Annotated in this window: 15 protein-coding genes and 1 tRNA gene; 4 read left to right on the plus strand and 12 right to left on the minus strand. The window is 50.0% G+C overall.

The features are described from left to right. Positions 1–37: 37 nt before the first annotated feature. Complete coding sequence (fusA, locus tag GS535_RS02575; RefSeq protein ID WP_160792310.1) at positions 38–2143, minus strand: elongation factor G; 2106 nt, start codon at positions 2141–2143, stop codon at positions 38–40. Positions 2144–2287: 144 nt separating this feature from the next. After that, complete coding sequence (rpmB, locus tag GS535_RS02580; protein WP_160792311.1) at positions 2288–2590, minus strand: 50S ribosomal protein L28; 303 nt, start codon at positions 2588–2590, stop codon at positions 2288–2290. An 834-nt stretch (positions 2591–3424) separates the two neighbouring features. Here rpmB and GS535_RS11265 point away from each other — a divergent pair. Together GS535_RS11265 and GS535_RS02590 are read left to right on the plus strand one after the other, a co-directional pair. Next, a complete protein-coding gene (locus tag GS535_RS11265; protein ID WP_370518163.1) occupies positions 3425–4276 on the plus strand; it encodes an NUDIX domain-containing protein in 852 nt (283 codons plus the stop codon). Positions 4277–4417: 141 nt separating this feature from the next. Next, a complete protein-coding gene (locus GS535_RS02590; RefSeq protein WP_160792313.1) occupies positions 4418–5548 on the plus strand; it encodes an AI-2E family transporter in 1131 nt (376 codons plus the stop codon). Between the two features lie 8 nt (positions 5549–5556). On the opposite strand, the gene GS535_RS02595 is transcribed toward GS535_RS02590, so the two are convergent. The 7 genes from GS535_RS02595 to GS535_RS02625 all read right to left on the minus strand — a co-directional run bounded on the left by GS535_RS02595 (position 5557) and on the right by GS535_RS02625 (position 10856). After that, positions 5557–5633, minus strand: a tRNA-Pro gene (locus GS535_RS02595). A 69-nt stretch (positions 5634–5702) separates the two neighbouring features. Beyond that, a complete protein-coding gene (locus GS535_RS02600; RefSeq protein WP_160792314.1) occupies positions 5703–7253 on the minus strand; it encodes a MerR family transcriptional regulator in 1551 nt (516 codons plus the stop codon). A gap of 19 nt (positions 7254–7272) precedes the next feature. Next, the gene (locus GS535_RS02605) at positions 7273–7560 is read right to left on the minus strand and encodes an integration host factor subunit alpha (RefSeq protein WP_160792315.1); all 288 of its coding nucleotides are present in this window, start codon (positions 7558–7560) and stop codon (positions 7273–7275) included. 71 nt (positions 7561–7631) lie between these two features. Further along, on the minus strand, positions 7632–8621 hold the full coding sequence (locus GS535_RS02610) for a beta-ketoacyl-ACP synthase III (RefSeq protein WP_160792316.1): 990 nt from the start codon (positions 8619–8621) through the stop codon (positions 7632–7634). 8 nt (positions 8622–8629) lie between these two features. Next, positions 8630–9733: a phosphate acyltransferase PlsX gene (plsX, locus tag GS535_RS02615; RefSeq protein ID WP_202401622.1), complete on the minus strand. Its 1104-nt coding sequence runs from the start codon at positions 9731–9733 to the stop codon at positions 8630–8632. Between the two features lie 93 nt (positions 9734–9826). Continuing rightward, entirely contained in the window at positions 9827–10033 is a 207-nt protein-coding gene (gene rpmF / locus GS535_RS02620) for a 50S ribosomal protein L32 (RefSeq protein ID WP_083912693.1), read from the minus strand. 217 nt (positions 10034–10250) lie between these two features. Beyond that, entirely contained in the window at positions 10251–10856 is a 606-nt protein-coding gene (locus GS535_RS02625) for a DUF177 domain-containing protein (protein WP_160792317.1), read from the minus strand. 159 nt (positions 10857–11015) lie between these two features. Between GS535_RS02625 and GS535_RS02630 the strand changes: the two genes are divergently transcribed. Next, a complete protein-coding gene (locus GS535_RS02630; RefSeq protein WP_160792318.1) occupies positions 11016–11624 on the plus strand; it encodes an outer membrane protein assembly factor BamE in 609 nt (202 codons plus the stop codon). Between the two features lie 71 nt (positions 11625–11695). On the opposite strand, the gene GS535_RS02635 is transcribed toward GS535_RS02630, so the two are convergent. Continuing rightward, positions 11696–12190 carry a MarR family winged helix-turn-helix transcriptional regulator gene (locus tag GS535_RS02635; protein ID WP_160792319.1) on the minus strand — a complete coding sequence of 165 codons (495 nt, stop codon included), beginning with the start codon at positions 12188–12190 and terminating at the stop codon, positions 11696–11698. Positions 12191–12374: 184 nt separating this feature from the next. Here GS535_RS02635 and rpsU point away from each other — a divergent pair, with 184 nt between their 5' ends. Then, entirely contained in the window at positions 12375–12578 is a 204-nt protein-coding gene (gene rpsU, locus GS535_RS11115; RefSeq protein ID WP_026294133.1) for a 30S ribosomal protein S21, read from the plus strand. An 81-nt stretch (positions 12579–12659) separates the two neighbouring features. Here rpsU and GS535_RS02645 read toward each other — a convergent pair whose 3' ends face one another. Both GS535_RS02645 and GS535_RS02650 read right to left on the minus strand, forming a co-directional pair. Then, the gene (locus tag GS535_RS02645) at positions 12660–14063 is read right to left on the minus strand and encodes a glycosyltransferase family 39 protein (protein ID WP_160792320.1); all 1404 of its coding nucleotides are present in this window, start codon (positions 14061–14063) and stop codon (positions 12660–12662) included. Positions 14064–14068: 5 nt separating this feature from the next. Continuing rightward, a complete protein-coding gene (locus tag GS535_RS02650; protein ID WP_160792321.1) occupies positions 14069–14533 on the minus strand; it encodes an Lrp/AsnC family transcriptional regulator in 465 nt (154 codons plus the stop codon). Positions 14534–14740: the final 207 nt, after the last annotated feature.

Here is a 14740-nt window from a genome sequence, read left to right on the forward strand (position 1 = left end):
TAGCGAGGGTTTCTTGATCACATACGCTGTGAAAAGATTAGCGGCGGTCTGCCATAATCTCTTCCGCCACGTTGCGTGGCACTGGGTCGTAGTGATGGAACTGCATGGTGAAGGATGCACGCCCCTTCGTCGCAGAACGCAGATGAGAAATGTAGCCAAACATTTCCTTCAGCGGCACCTGAGAACGAATAAGAACGGTAGATCCCATCACTTCCTGATTCTGGATGATACCGCGGCGACGGTTAAGGTCACCCACAACATCACCAACGTGATCGTTCGGTGTGGTAATTTCCACATCCATGATCGGTTCCAGAATGACCGGAGAAGCCTTCTTCATCCCTTCGCGGAAGCATGCCTTAGCAGCAATTTCGAAGGCGAGAGCAGAAGAGTCAACGTCATGGTATTTACCGTCTTCCAGCGTGAACTTGAAGTCCACTGTCTCGAAGCCAGCCATCACACCGGTTGATGCCTGGTTACGGATACCCTTCTCAACAGCTGGGATGTATTCTTTAGGAACAGCACCACCAACGATCTTGTTTTCAAAGATGATCTGATCTTTTTCCTCTGAAGGTTCGAACTTAATCTTGACCTCAGCGAACTGACCGGAACCACCAGACTGCTTCTTGTGGGTGTATGTCTCAGTATGCGCCTGCGTGATGGTTTCACGATACGCCACCTGAGGCGCACCAATGTTCGCATCCACGTTATATTCACGACGCAGACGGTCAACAATAATGTCCAGATGCAGCTCACCCATCCCGGAAAGAATGGTCTGACCCGTTTCATGATCCGTGCGCAACTGCAAGGAAGGATCTTCCGCTGTCAGCTTTTGCAGAGCCAGTGTCATCTTCTCAACAGCAGCCTTTGTGCGTGGCTCCACTGAGATGTCGATCACAGGCACTGGGAACTGCATACGCTCCAAGATCACCGGATCAGCTGGATCAGCCAATGTATCACCCGTTACGGTGTCTTTCAGACCCACGAACGCAGCAATATCACCAGCACCGACAGACTTCACTTCCTGGCGCTTGTCAGCGTGCATCTGGAACATACGTCCAACACGCTCTTTCTTGCCATTCGTTGTGTTCAGCACGGTATCACCCGTGTTCAACACACCACGATAGACGCGGACAAAGGTCAGTGTGCCGTACTTGTCAGAGATGATCTTAAAGGCAAGGCCCGCAAACTTCCCTTCTGGCTCAACCGGAATGATGGGCAGGAAGTCTTCATCCACCTCTTCATCTTCAGGCGGTGCAATACGAATACCTTCAACTTCATCAGGAGCTGGCAGGTAGTCAATCACAGCGTCGAGAAGTGGCTGCACACCCTTATTCTTAAAGGCCGTACCACACATGACAGGGCGGAACTCACCAGAGATCGTGCCCTTCTTAATCGCACGCTTCAGAGTTGCGAGAGGAACTTCACCCTTCTCGAAATACTCTTCCATGGCTTCGTTATCAGCAGCAAGAGCCGTATCGAGAAGGTTCTGATGAGCTTCCTCAGCTTTTTCCTTCATGTCAGCTGGGATTTCTTCGTAATGGAAGTTCGCCCCCAGCTCATCACCTTCCCAGACAATGGCGCGCATCTCGACGAGATCAACCACACCAACCATCTTATCTTCAGCACCAATCGGCAGCTGAAGCGGAATAGCGACGATATCCAGCTTTTCTTTCAACGTGCTGAACGCATAGTAGAAGTCAGCGCCCACACGGTCGAGCTTGTTGATGAAGATAATGCGCGGAACATTATAACGGTCTGCCAGACGCCAGTTCGTTTCGGACTGAGGCTGCACACCGGCCACACCTTCAATCACGAAGATGGCACCATCAAGCACGCGCAAGGAACGATTAACTTCAATGTTAAAGTCAATATGGCCTGGGGTGTCGATGATGTTGATGCGGTTGTCGTTCCACTCACAGGTCACGGCAGCGGAGGTAATCGTAATACCGCGCTCACGCTCCTGAGCCATATAGTCGGTCGTGGTGTTACCGTCATGCACTTCACCGATACGGTGAGACATGCCGGTATAATACAACATACGCTCAGTCGTCGTGGTCTTACCCGCGTCAATATGCGCTGTAATACCAATGTTGCGAATCTTTGAGAGAGCGGACTTCGCGCTCTGGACGCTATCGTCGGTCACGGAAAACCTCCAAAATGCAAGGAAAGGTGTTTCAGTCTAACTGAAACACCTCATCAAACCCTGTCTTTCCTTAGGGATTTATCTCTTTCTGGCAGGGTTCCCCCAGAAGAAGACGGCCCCGTGTTACGAGGGCCTCACCCGGCCTCAACCTTGTTGAGCAGCCTTACGTTCCTGCACCCGAAGAATGCGACGCTTGATCACCAAAGCCTCCGGAGGAAGCTTACGGTTCGGTGTCCCCAACAGGAACGAATCAAGCCCGCCATTATGCTCAACCGTGCGAATGCCCTTGGTCGTCAAACGCATACGAATTGGTGCTCCGAGAATATCGGAAAGCAGAGTGGTTTCCTGCAAATTAGGCAGAAAACGACGACGGGTTTTGTTGTGGGCGTGGCTGACGTTGTTGCCCGTCAGCACCCCTTTGCCCGTGACATGGCAACGGCGAGACATAGAACTTCCTCGATGCTGTGATACGTAGGGCTGCAAGGCCCCGACGTGTTCCGTAAATAAGGTGGGCTTATGGCTGACGCGAATGAAAACGTCAAGCCTTTCTGCCCTTTTCATCTGGCAGAACAACAGCCCGCTCCCCCTCTAAACCGGAAACACCTAGGATGGAACCCCTCTCCTACCTTATGACCAACAATTCCTGCTTCTTTTGATGATATTTTCCATGTACAGCGCTATGAGGAAGCAAATAATCTTAAACACGCTAGCGATAAGCTCCTTTTATGGAAACATCTGCTGTCTCAAACGTCATCGGCTCAAAGTTACCTTACAAAAGACATTCTTTCCTAAAAAAGCTTTTTGGGTGCTGCGTTAGTCTCTTCCCCACCTCATCAAGCGTGCGCAACACTCCCCCCTTCACAGCCATACCCCTATAGCCACTGGGGAGGATAACAACGCATCAATATCACCTATGAAGTCTTTCCTGCTATCCGTCAGCTCACATCACTGGGTATCACCGCATGTGACCTCATTAACCACCTATCACGTGAAAATCTGCTCTTACGCTCTTTCAGTCTCTTTTGAATCAGAGGCTACAACTGTACATCTCATATAATCGGTGCTCGTGGCTTGCCTCATACGCTTCCCCCTGCATGGCCACACTTAGCGGAACGATGGCTTACGAAAAACAATGTTCTTTAGCCTCTCACAAATGAGTGAGAGCAACCTTTTACACAATGCTCTGATCAGAAACGGGGTGGTTTTACGCAGAGCAGCACGCCACTATACACAGCATTAGAAATTATGTTGTCGCTATTAACATCATGCGAGAGATCAAACGTGCCCACTAACCTTTCCTCACCGATCCTTCCCTTTTTGCGCTGCATTCAACGTTGCCATAATGCCTCTCTTCCCCAAGGTCGCCTTCCTTTTTATTATGGCAACATCATCATTGGCTGGCTCGACCACCGCCTTCTTCCTGCTCTCAAAACCTCCCTTTCACCTGACGCAATCACCGTTACTCCTGATCACATTTACCTCAACAAAGGGGATTTTCTACGCGACATCAGTCTCTCTTTGGCTGAACAACAATGCTATCAACCTTTTAATGAATGGTTTGACGTTACGAATCCGGAAGGAGAAAATATTGGACAAGTTGACCGCGGCCTTATCCCACTTTGTGGATTTGAGGCAGCAGGCGTCCACCTCAACGGCATGGTCAAAAAAGGTGAACAACTTTTTTTGTGGGTTGCCAAACGCAGCAAGCATAAACGCCTCGACCCCGGAAAGCTGGATCACCTCGTAGCTGGCGGTATGAGTAGCGGCCTTACTCCCGACGAAACGGTTGTTAAAGAGGCTGGTGAAGAAGCGGCCATCTCGCCTGAGCTCGCTCGTACGGCCCGCCATGTCAGCACGCTACGCTATGCGATGATCCGTCCTGAAGGACTTCGCCGTGACCGCCTTTATTGTTACGATCTTCTCCTCTCAGAAGAGTTCCAGCCACGTGCGGCCGATGGCGAGGTTGAAAGTTTTCACTTAATGCCTCTTCAGGAAGTCTTTCATCTTGTTCAAAAAGAAGATCAATTTAAATTTAACGTTAACCTTGTCCTCATAGATCTCTTCATCCGCTACCATCTTTTTTCCCCTTCAGATGAAGCAATCCTCTCAGAAGCCCTTTATCATCCCATTTAAAGGCACATACGTCCAAATAAGTAACATAACATCTTTATTATTTCCTTTTTCTGGATTTATTGTCTTTTGATAAAGGTTTTCTCCTGTAATAGAGGGTAATATCACCTAGTCACCTTTCCCATAGGCTGAGGTTAATTATTAATGACAGATAAACATCCTTCTCCTGAGAGAAGCAGTATCCGGTTGCCCACTCCTTCGGGCACCCTCCAGCGCCGCGCGCGTGGTTTTCTTGCCCTATTCTTTATTCTTGCAGGTCTTATTACACTCCGTAATTTCATACCTGCGTTGATGTGGGGTAGCGTTTTCGCTATTGCCTTATGGCCGCTTTACTGCCGCTGTGAAAACCGCTTTGGGCGTTCTGTGTGGTTGCCCTGCATCTTTACGGCAGTCTTAGCTCTCATTTTTATGCTGCCTGTAACCTTCATCGGCTACAAAGTCGTTGATGAGCTCCAAAATGCACTGCATTGGTTTAACGATATTCTTCATTCCGGCTTAGCAGAGCCTCAATGGATCAACCATCTTCCCATCGGAGCGGCGCAAGCACATAAGCTTTGGCAAACTCACCTTGCACAGCCGCAACAAATCCAAGAACTCCTTGATTCAGTCGGGCTTAATTTCAGCAAGGGCCTAAGCATGACCCATCAAGTGGGATCTCAGGTCGCTCCCTTGGTTCATCGGGTCATTTTGTTCTTTTTCTCATTTCTAACACTGTTCTTCCTGCTTAAAGATGGACACAGCATTAAAGATAAATGCTTAAAAAGTTCGCACCGCCTTTTCGGTTCACAGGGAGAAACCTTAGCGCGTCAGATTATTGCATCCATTCACGGCTCTGTTTCAGGCCTCGTGCTTGTCGGGCTCGGTGAAGGATTTGTTATGGGCATCGCCTATGTTCTCGCAGGCGCGCCGCAGCCTATCATCTTCGGCCTTGGGACAGCTATTGCAGCTATGGTTCCCATGCTGGGATGGATTGCCGTCACTATTGTTGTGCTGCTCATGATTGCCACAAAAGGCAGCATGCTGGCCGCAATTGCCGTCTGGGTTGTTGGGGCTATTGTGCTCTTTGTTGCTGACCACTTCATTCGTCCCTTCCTTATCGGCGGGACAACAAAAGTACCCTTTCTGTGGGTTCTTCTGGGCATTTTTGGTGGTGCCGAAACGTGGAATCTTCTTGGACTATTCGTCGGGCCCGCTATCATGGCCGCTTTACACTTGCTCTGGGATATATGGACTGAAAGCCCAACGAGCAAAAACACCAATGTAAAGGAAAAATAACCGCAGGATGGTCGGGCAGGCGGGATTCGAACCCACGACCCCCAGTCCCCCAGACTGATGCGCTACCAGGCTGCGCTACTGCCCGCCCTGCGGTGAAATTGTCTTTAGCAATCTCAGCCCATCTCTGCAATGGGCTGAGGGGCAATATTTCTTCTCAGAGCGACAAAACTTTTCGTATCGCTTGAACTTCGCCTAAAAGGTCACGCAACCCATTTTTCAAGCGTGCGACCTCTTCCTTCCCTTGGCGTGCCTCACCCTCATAAGAAATGCCCTGCTGGACTTTCTGCTCCAAGCCTTCCTTCTCTTTCTCAAGCTGCTCTAATTGCTTCCGAAGGTCACCCTCCACAGCGCTCTCTTTTTGTGCAGCGTTAAGTGATTTACGCAACTCCTCATTATCTTTTTCTAGTTTTTGAAGTGCTACCACAGCCTCTTCGAGCTTTTCTAAATACTGCTTGTTCTCACTTTCAGCTTTATCTAGGCGTCCCCGTAAGATCTCAGACTGCCCCTTTTCAGCTTGGGCTGCATGTTCTCTTTCTTTTTTTAGGCTTTCAAACTGCTCCAAAGAACTTTTAGCCTTCTCCAGCTCTTCTTGCAGCTTCATTTTTTCAGTTTCTAACTCAGAAGAGCGTGTCTGCTCACTTTCATATTGAAAACGAATCTTCTCAAAATCTTCTACTTTCTCGCTTAAAGCGGCATGATCTTTCTCAAAAAGAGAGACTTTTTCCTGTAAACGAACCTTCTCTTCTTCAACCTCTGCTAACTGCAAGAAGAGTTCTTCATCTTGTTCTTGAGCTGTTTTAAGTTTTTTAATCTCAGAACGAAGCTCTTCATTTTCGTCCAGATAGCGCTGAGCGTCACTTCGTGCTCGCTCACTGTCTTCCAATTTACGCGCCAGTTCCGACTGTTCGGCCGTTAAGGCTTCAATCTGCTTACGATAGTCTTCTGAAGCCGCTTGAGAGGTCTTCGCCTGCTCCAGCTCTGACGTTAAGCGTTCATTCTCTTCTTGCAAAATTTTATAAGCATGCTGAATCTTCTCTTGTTGCTCAACATCTTCTTGCAAACGCACATTTTCAGCTTCAACTTCTGCTAGGCGCGTCTTCGCGTGCTGATAGGTTTGCTTCTCCGCCTCGATTTCTTTGAGCTTCTGTACGAGAACGTCATGCTTTTCTTTGAGGCGATCACGCTCTATCGTTGCGTTCTTTTCTGTCCCCAACTGTTCCTGAAGACGCGCATTCTCCTGCCCTAAAACTGTAACAGTATTAGAAAGCTCTTTCTGAAGCTCCTGTAATCTTTCCTCTGCCGTAGAAACAGCCTCACGCTCAGTCTCCGCTTGGCGGCGCAGCTGCATGTTTTCCTCTGTTAACGCAGAAAGACGCTTTTCCCATTCATCCTGAAGAGCTTTTTGGCGCTCTCGCTCTTCTTGTGAAACCGCCTCATCTCCCGATGCTCGCTCGGGAGAGGCAACAAGTCCTTCCGCCTGCAACGCAGCCATCACCTCATGGCTCTTACAATCTTCTTTATAGAGAAGCTCTGAAATACGACGAATTAAGACAATGTCATCGGGCTGATAATAACGCTGGCCATCACTCTCCCTTGTAGAGTGAAACACTGGATACAAATTCTCCCACGACCGCAAACGGTACGGCGGAACCCCCAACTCCTCCGCGACGGCCGGAAGAGACAGTTTCTGCTGGGACGTGGTCATGACTGTTTACCCTTGTCATCTACTCGCTATTGACAATATCGCGCAAAAGGCGTGACGGTCGGAAATAAGGAACACGTCGCGCTGAGATCAAAGCCTCTTGGCCCGTTAAAGGATTACGCCCTATTCGGGTCGTTTTCTCACGGACGCCAAAAGTACCAAAACCGCTCAGCTTCAAGCCTTCTCCTTGTTCCAGCGTCTGAGCAAAAAGCTCAAGCATCTGCTCAAGGAAAGCCATAGCCTCCTGACGAGAAAAGCCATTCTTTTTCTGCAGAAGGTCGACAAGGTCTGCGCGCGTAATCGTATCCATATAACACGGGTATCACGCTAACCATGACAGTCAAGTTCACAACGCAGTGAAGAGCACGTCATACCCCGGTTTTATAGACGGATAAGAGCTGAACCCCATGTCAGCCCGCCACCGAGAGCTTCCATTAAAATAAGGTCATTTTCTTTAATGCGCCCATCTTTAACAGCTTCATTCAGCGCCAAGGGGATAGAAGCCGCAGATGTATTGGCATGACGATCAACGGTCACGACGACTCGTTCAGGCGGGAGAGCAAGACGTTTTGCCATCCCATCAATAATCCGTAGGTTGGCCTGATGAGGAACAAGCCACTGAACATCGTTTCCGTTAAGTCCCTGCTTTTCTAAAGCTTCATCTACGGCAGCTGCTAAATGCACAATAGCGTGACGAAAAACTTCACGACCATTCATCTTAAGCGCGACATCACCCGTTGCGCAGCCGACCGCACCGTTGACGTAAAGCAAGTCTCCAAGCCGTCCGTCAGCATGTAAGTGCGTAGATAGGATGCCCTCCCCATCACGCGCACCAGCCTCTAGCATAACAGCACCAGCACCATCACCGAACAGCACGCACGTTGAACGGTCTGTCCAATCAAGCAGACGAGAGAAAACCTCAACACCGATGACAATGATGCGCTTCGCTTGGCCGGAGCGTATCATCGCATCAGCCGTTGCAATGGCATAAATAAAGCCAGAGCATGCTGCGCTCACATCAAAACCAAACCCGCGCTCCATGCCCAATGCAGCTTGTACGCGCACAGCAACGGAGGGAAAAACTTGGTCTGGTGTGGAGGTTGCCACGATAATTGCATCAATATCTGATGCCTCAACGCCCGCATGACCTAGCGCAGCCTGAGCAGCCTCTGTTGCAAGAGAGACGGCATTTTCATCACCAGAAGCAATATGGCGTTGTCCGATCCCAGTACGTGTACGAATCCACTCATCGGAGGTATCAAGACGCTCTGCAAGGTCATTATTGGTCACAACCTGTTGCGGCAATGCCCCACCGACCCCGGTGAGACGGCTTCTAAAAGCAAGCTGAGGCGTAGCTAAATCGGACGGCATAGCGTTTTTCACTCTGATCCTTTGGTCCCAATGGCAGATTGCAACATTCCGAGTTGTTCCAATCGATGACGAATTTTTGCATTGAGGTCATTGGCCACAGCATCAACAGCGACGTCAACTGCCGAAGCAAAACCTTCAGCATCAGCACCACCATGTGATTTCACAACGACGCCGTTCAAACCAACGAAAACAGCACCATTGTAGCGACGTGGATCAATCCATTCACGCATACGCTCTAGGCCTGGCTTTACGAGCAAATAGCCAAGCTTTGTTATAAAATTTGTTTGGAAGACATTTTTTAGAAGACCAAAAGCGAGCTTCAACGCCCCTTCTCCTGTCTTCAAGGCAACATTCCCGGTAAAGCCATCAGTCACAACAACGTCTGTGCGCCCACCTGTAATGTCATGACCTTCAACGAAGCCCACAAAACGATCACTCAGCACACTGTCACGCAGTTTCTCGGCTGCCTGACGGAGACGTTCGTCCCCTTTAAGCTCCTCTGCGCCAACATTAAGCAATCCGATTGTCGGTCTTTCTAAGCTCAACGCCGCCTGCGCAAAAGCCTCACCCATAATTGCGAACTCAACGAGATTACGCGCATCGCAAGCAATATTCGCCCCTAAATCCAGCATCACAACATCACCACGTGCCGAAGGCTGAACAGCCGTCATAGCGGGGCGTGAAATACCCGGAAGGACTTTAACGATAATCTTCGCAAGTGCTAACATAGCGCCGCTATTACCAGCGGACACCACACCGCACGCCTCACCAGACGCAACAGCTTCCATACAGATCCGCATTGATGAATGCTTTACCCGCAACGCAGCTGTCGGCTTCATATCCATCGGAATAGAATCAGGAGTGTGGCGTATTGTGCAGATACTGGCCGCTTTAGGAAAACGTTGCAGCCCCTCTTTCAGGACAGCTTCATCTCCCACCAAAAGCACACGGCTTTCGGGATGCCGAATAGCCGCTATTTCTAGCCCTGCCAACACAATATCTGGGGCATTATCTCCCCCCATGGCATCAACTGCCAAGGTGTACGGAAGGGGAAATGTCTCTCCCGCCTCGCTGACACCATCCCCTGTCTCAACGACAGACGCTTCTGTCATGAATGCGGCCCCCAGATCTTCACAGAGCTTAGAATACAAATCGTTTGAAACACGACCACCCCGGGAAACTCCCGAGGTGTGGCGCAAAAATATTTAAGCGCGAACAGCTGTTTTAAGAGCTCTGCCTTCAGTGCTCACAACTTCACGCCCATCGTAATGGCCGCAATGGCTGCATACGTGGTGGGGACGCTTTACTTCACCGCAATTAGCGCATTCGGCATGCGCTTCAACACGGAGAGCGTCGTGGCTGCGGCGCATGCCACGACGGGACGGCGTAGTCTTTCTCTTAGGGACGGCCATGGTTTTCTGCCTCTTACTGGTTTGGCGTAACCGGCCCGCACTCTTGCACGATGCAACAGCACGAGCATGGAAACTTTTCTACACGTCAGCACCGCCGATAGACACGGTGTTCAAGCGGGGGGCTCTAGCAGACGCGACAAAAATTCGCAAGCGACTAGACACCTCTGACCCATTTTGTTCGCGCTACTATATCAAAAAAGATGACCTTATTCTACTCTTAACGCTTCTTTTCTTTTAATTTTTCTAAAACAGAAAAAGGATTCGGCTTTTCTTCTTTTGCAATCACCTCTTCCTCTCCTTCCTCGGGTGTCACTTCTACAAAGCTCTCCAGCCCACTCCCCTCACGACGTGGATATGGATCAAGACACAGAGCCAATTGCTCAGCGAGAGCTTCACCTAAATCAACCGCTCGCCCGTCATAAGGAACATCATCTGCTTCCTCTGCAAGCAAAGCCTCTATATCAATATCTTCATCACTAGGCATCTCTTCTTGTGGGAGAAACCGAAGAGAAAAACGCTCCTGAACCTCTTCATCTACAGGCTCACCTGTAATAACGCACGCCTGTGTCGCTTTAGCCCGAATCTCTCCTTCTGCTCTAATATGTTTTCCTTCCCCACGAGAGAGGCTAAACTGCCCGTCTAATTGCTCCAGCCCCAACAGTCCAAAACGATGGCAGAGTTTTTCACGTGCCTGAGAAGGGGCAGAAATATTCACTCTCAGGTCATGTCCAATTTTCCCCAACGGAATGCGGTGTGAAAATTCAGGCTTGACAATAGAGGAATGCTGTTCTGAAGAAAAAGAAGAACTATCTTTAGGTGTCATGTCTTTGCTAACCTTACAACTTCAGGCAAAAGAAACGTGCGCCTTGTCTGCGATACTCATCGTTATGGTGCAATGAAAAAGATTGACAGCGAGACTTCTCTGAGGCACCGGAAAACTGTCGGCATGCCCTCATAATACCATCAGGACACCACGCCATCCATGACTAGTGCATTTTCTGTTCTTCGCCCACAACGTCGTCTTCACGTTCTACGCCACTTGCGTCGCGCTGGTTTGTCACGCCGGAGCTGGACTGGAATACTTGCTGGAAGTGCTCTGCTCCTGTCTGGATGTGCACCCCCTATTCCCCGTGGAGCCCTCATTGACAAAGAGGACTACAGCCAACTGACCCCCAATACGAGCACACAATCTGACGCTCTTAGCACGTTAGGGTCTCCAACAACCCATGCGACATTTAATGACAATACCTGGATTTATGTGTCCATGACGAAGGACTTGGTGCCCCTCAGCCATCCGGCCGTGGACAAGCAACAAGTTCTCGTCTTAAATTTTGACAATGGTGGCGTGCTAAGAAAAATGTCCATCCTAGGCCGTCACGACGCGATTCCTGTCCGCATGGTAAACGATAAAACACCAACTCCCGGCACACAGATTTCTGTCATCCAAGAACTGTTAGGCAATGTCGGCCGTTACAACCCTATGAGCAGCATGGGCAGCACATTTGGCGGCGGTATGGGCGGCGGCGGCATGGGTGGCCCTATGAGTGGTCAGGGCACCGGCCAAGGTGGTGTCGGCAATACGATGCAATAATGAAATCCCTCACAAAAACAGGCAGCGTGGAAAACCGCAAAGCATTATCATAGGCTTTGCGTCTCCCCTGCCTATTGGTGAGGGCTTTTCCCATCTTCCACAGACATCAATGCCGCCAACACAGACCTAAATCCTTCGACTTGTGATCCATCTACATGACGATAGGACTGGGTCATAACAGCCCGCACAGAAGCAAAAAGACGTGCTTCAACGTCTCGTCCCTTAGCAGTTAGCCGAATAGGTTTACGGCGTCGGTCTTGCTTATCGTGCACTTGTTCCAATAGATGTTGCGCCTTGAGCTCCCCCAAAGCACGGCCAAGCGATTGCTTGGTTATCCCCAACCGTTTCAACAAAATGCTTGGTGTAATATCCGTATAGGAACCCACAAAAAAAAGAATACGGTGATGCGCACGCCCCAAGCCATATTCCGCCAAAACCGGCTCGCATGCCTCTGTTAAAACGCGCCATGCGAGCATAAAAGCTTCAAATGTTTGGCGCATCGGTGCTTCTCGCAAATAAAGATGCGCTTCTGCTGCGGATGTGCCTTTTGAGAAATGCAGTGCCATGTCATTCCCTCCCCTTTTCTCTATATTTAACACTAAAGAAGGTACGAATAGAGAGTATTGTCTCCCTATCAAGAGTGTGGTAGTCCGACCAACACCGACAACTCGGATTTCTTCCTTGCAACAAGGCGGGTTCGCTCGTATTGTCTCGCAAAGAAAACAGACCCCTAAAGGAGATGACGATACCGTGCAGGTTCTCGTTCGTGACAACAATGTTGACCAGGCGCTCAAAGCGCTCAAGAAAAAGATGCAACGTGAAGGCGTTTTCCGTGAGATGAAGCTCCGCCGTCACTTCGAAAAGCCTTCTGAGCGCCGTGCGCGCGAAGTAGCTGAGGCTGTTCGCCGCGCTCGTAAGATGGAGCGTAAGCGCCTGGAGCGTGAAGGCTTCTAAGAGATGCCTACCGCTATTACGGATGAGAGAGCCGCCGTAGAGGCGGCTTTTTCGTATCTGATATACGCATAAAAAAGAGTCTCAAGGCAGCAAAGCTCCAGTGGCATGCTCGCTATATTGCACATGATACCCTCTCACCCGTTCACCGCGCCGCGTAGAGCGGATGACTATATCTTTCCCTGAGAAAACGTAGCCTACGTCCCTGACAATAAGCACATGATCCATCGTTCGACGTGAAAGCCCTCTAAGGTAAGACCAGCGGACATCTTGCCCAATAATGATGATATGCTCAGGGTGATAATAAGCCATAATGGACGCTAAAGCATAATCCTCGACTACAAGGGCTTGCGCTCCTTGTTCCTGTGCTTTTCTTTCTAAACAATCAGCTAAACGGCTCCACCCCGCGGTTTGCCTCAGGATCGGATTCCAATGTGCTGCGATGGGCAATGGCTCCCATAATGCTTGGAACGTAACCGCTACACACAAAAACGCGCCGCTCACCACGGCACTTTTCCAATAACGCCCTGCACCGCCCCCTACCAAAGCAAGAGCTGGGTAAAGCACGCTCGGCCAGTTCGCCTGCACACGATCACCACACGCATGGGTGATGAAAATCAACCCTCCGGGCACAAGGCACCATAAAAGCACGCTCACTTGCTTGCTCTGCCAAAGCCGCCATAGACCTATGCAAATACACAGAAAAACAAGCGGCGTTAATAATCCTATTTGCCCGGCTAACAGCTCGCCTAAAAAGTCTAAGGCACGCGCTGGATGCCACACACCAGCGCGCCCACCCTGCTTGGCAAAACTGGCCCAATGATGGGTCGCGTTCCACCACAAAACTGGCATTACCATAAGCCCTGCAATGCCTGCGCTCATCCAAGGGCCTAAGCGACACCAAAGCCGTCTAGAGCTACACAGAACAAAGCCTGCAATACCTAAAGCGAGAAACAGCGCCGTATATTTTGAATCTCCCGCCAAACCAAGGCAACCTCCCACAAGCCCCCACCAAAAGAGCTGCCGATTACCTTGAGACGCACAAAGAGCATGACTCAAAGCCCATAATGTTAATGCGCTAAAGAACATTAAGGGCGTGTCCGGCGTCATGCTCGCCATCCCAACACCAAAGAGAAGCGTGACATTGAGCAAGGAGGCCGCCCGCAAACCGGCTTGAGGCTTCTGTGGCCACAAGCATCGCCCTGCAGAAATCAATGCAAGCGACGCCCCTACTGACGCAAAAACGCCGACTATCCGCACGCCCATGACCGAATGGCCAAGCAGGTCAGTGCCCAGACGAATCCACCACGCGACCATGAAAGGATGATCTAGGTAGCTCACCTGAAGATGGCACGACCATACCCAATAATAAGCTTCATCAGGTGTAAGAGGTAAAAGCTCTGCTAATAGAGCTCTCAGGGCTACAGAAGCCCCAATGACGCACCACAACAGCATAGGCTCTGCTTTAACAGAACGGATGGCCCTCATTTCCCTTAGAGAGGAACGCCCGCACGATCACAGCTTGTTCGGATCGTTTGAAAAGTTTGTACGCGCACCACATGAGGAACTTCAATCAAGTCGCGCGTTAAGCGGTTTTGATGATCTGCATCACGAGCCATCACCCGTAAGAGGAAGTCTTCCCCTCCTCGAATCATATGGCACTCACGTGTTTCAGGCCATTGAGCAACATGGGTCTCAAACCCCTCTAACACACTGCTCTTCTGACTATCCAAACCAACTAACACGTAAAAACTGATCGACCATCCAAGCGTCACCGCAGCAATATCGGCATGGTACCCTTGGATAATGCCCAGCTCCTCCAGCCTACGTACACGCCTCAGGCAGGGAGGAGCAGAAATCCCCACTCTTCGGGCCAGTTCCACATTCGTCATACGGCCATTTTGCTGCAGCTCAGCAAGAATTCGATGGTCTATGACATCTAGATCAACTGCTTTCATGAGATAAGGTGGAACTTTCACAATAATCGAGATGGACGATAGGACGAGGGGAAACTCCCCTGCTATCTTATACGACCCTACGCAACGTGTGCAAAGACCTCCTTGCACTTCGCCAAGAATAACGCCATGTGTCCTGTTAACGCTGCTTTTCTTGATTGCACACGTTGTCTCTGTAACGCCTCGTTAGATGGAAGCACATCTTAATCT

Source organism: Saccharibacter sp. EH611 (assembly GCF_009834765.1).
GTDB lineage: Bacteria > Pseudomonadota > Alphaproteobacteria > Acetobacterales > Acetobacteraceae > Saccharibacter.